This is a genomic window from Brevibacillus migulae (assembly GCF_004521915.1).
Lineage (GTDB): Bacteria > Bacillota > Bacilli > Brevibacillales > Brevibacillaceae > Brevibacillus_F > Brevibacillus_F migulae.
This window is the reverse complement of the sequence record NZ_SDKD01000068.1, coordinates 1-681: the sequence shown is the minus strand read 5'-3', so window position 1 is coordinate 681 and position 681 is coordinate 1. Positions and strand designations below refer to the sequence as shown.

The 681-nt window shown below is 52.7% G+C and carries 5 tRNA genes; all 5 read right to left on the bottom strand.

The features are described 5' to 3' along the window. Positions 1-45: 45 nt before the first annotated feature. Positions 46-130: transfer RNA gene (locus EIZ37_RS25585), tRNA-Tyr, on the bottom strand. 9 nt (positions 131-139) lie between these two features. Continuing rightward, positions 140-215, bottom strand: a tRNA-Val gene (locus EIZ37_RS25580). Positions 216-298: 83 nt separating this feature from the next. Next, positions 299-372 (bottom strand) — tRNA-Glu (locus EIZ37_RS25575). Between the two features lie 6 nt (positions 373-378). Continuing rightward, positions 379-454: transfer RNA gene (locus tag EIZ37_RS25570), tRNA-Thr, on the bottom strand. A gap of 3 nt (positions 455-457) precedes the next feature. Beyond that, positions 458-533, bottom strand: a tRNA-Asn gene (locus EIZ37_RS25565). Positions 534-681: the final 148 nt, after the last annotated feature.

The following is a 681-nucleotide window of genomic DNA, read 5'->3' as shown; positions in this document are numbered from 1 at the left end:
AGTCAAAGTCCGTTGCCTTACCGCTTGGCTATACCCCAATGGCAATGGTGGGGAGAGACGGATTCGAACCGCCGAACCCGGAGGGAACAGATTTACAGTCTGCCGCGTTTAGCCACTTCGCTATCTCCCCGTGGCTATATGGTGGAGGCTGACGGGATCGAACCGCCGACCCTCTGCTTGTAAGGCAGATGCTCTCCCAGCTGAGCTAAGCCTCCAATTTCCCCCACAAAGTGAAGCATATGCTTCGTCGTTAATTCCGAGTACTTTGCGGGGACCCCAAAACAATAGGGGCAAATAGTGACCCGTAGGGGATTCGAACCCCTGTATGACAGCGTGAAAGGCTGCTGTGTTAAACCGCTTCACCAACGGGCCAGATCATGGTGCTCCCGACAGGAATCGAACCTGCGACCTCTTCCTTACCATGGAAACGCTCTACCGACTGAGCTACAGGAGCATATGGCTCCTTGGGAGGGACTCGAACCCCCGACCGATCGGTTAACAGCCGATTGCTCTACCAACTGAGCTACCAAGGAACAATAAAAAGTTTGTGGTACATACACATCATGTGGTTTGCACCTTCAAAACTGGATACGCAGCAATTTTGCACAAGGACGTGCTTACGTCTGCGTCGCGACACGATGTCGCGTCTTTAGCAGACGATCCGCAATATTGTTGTGGATA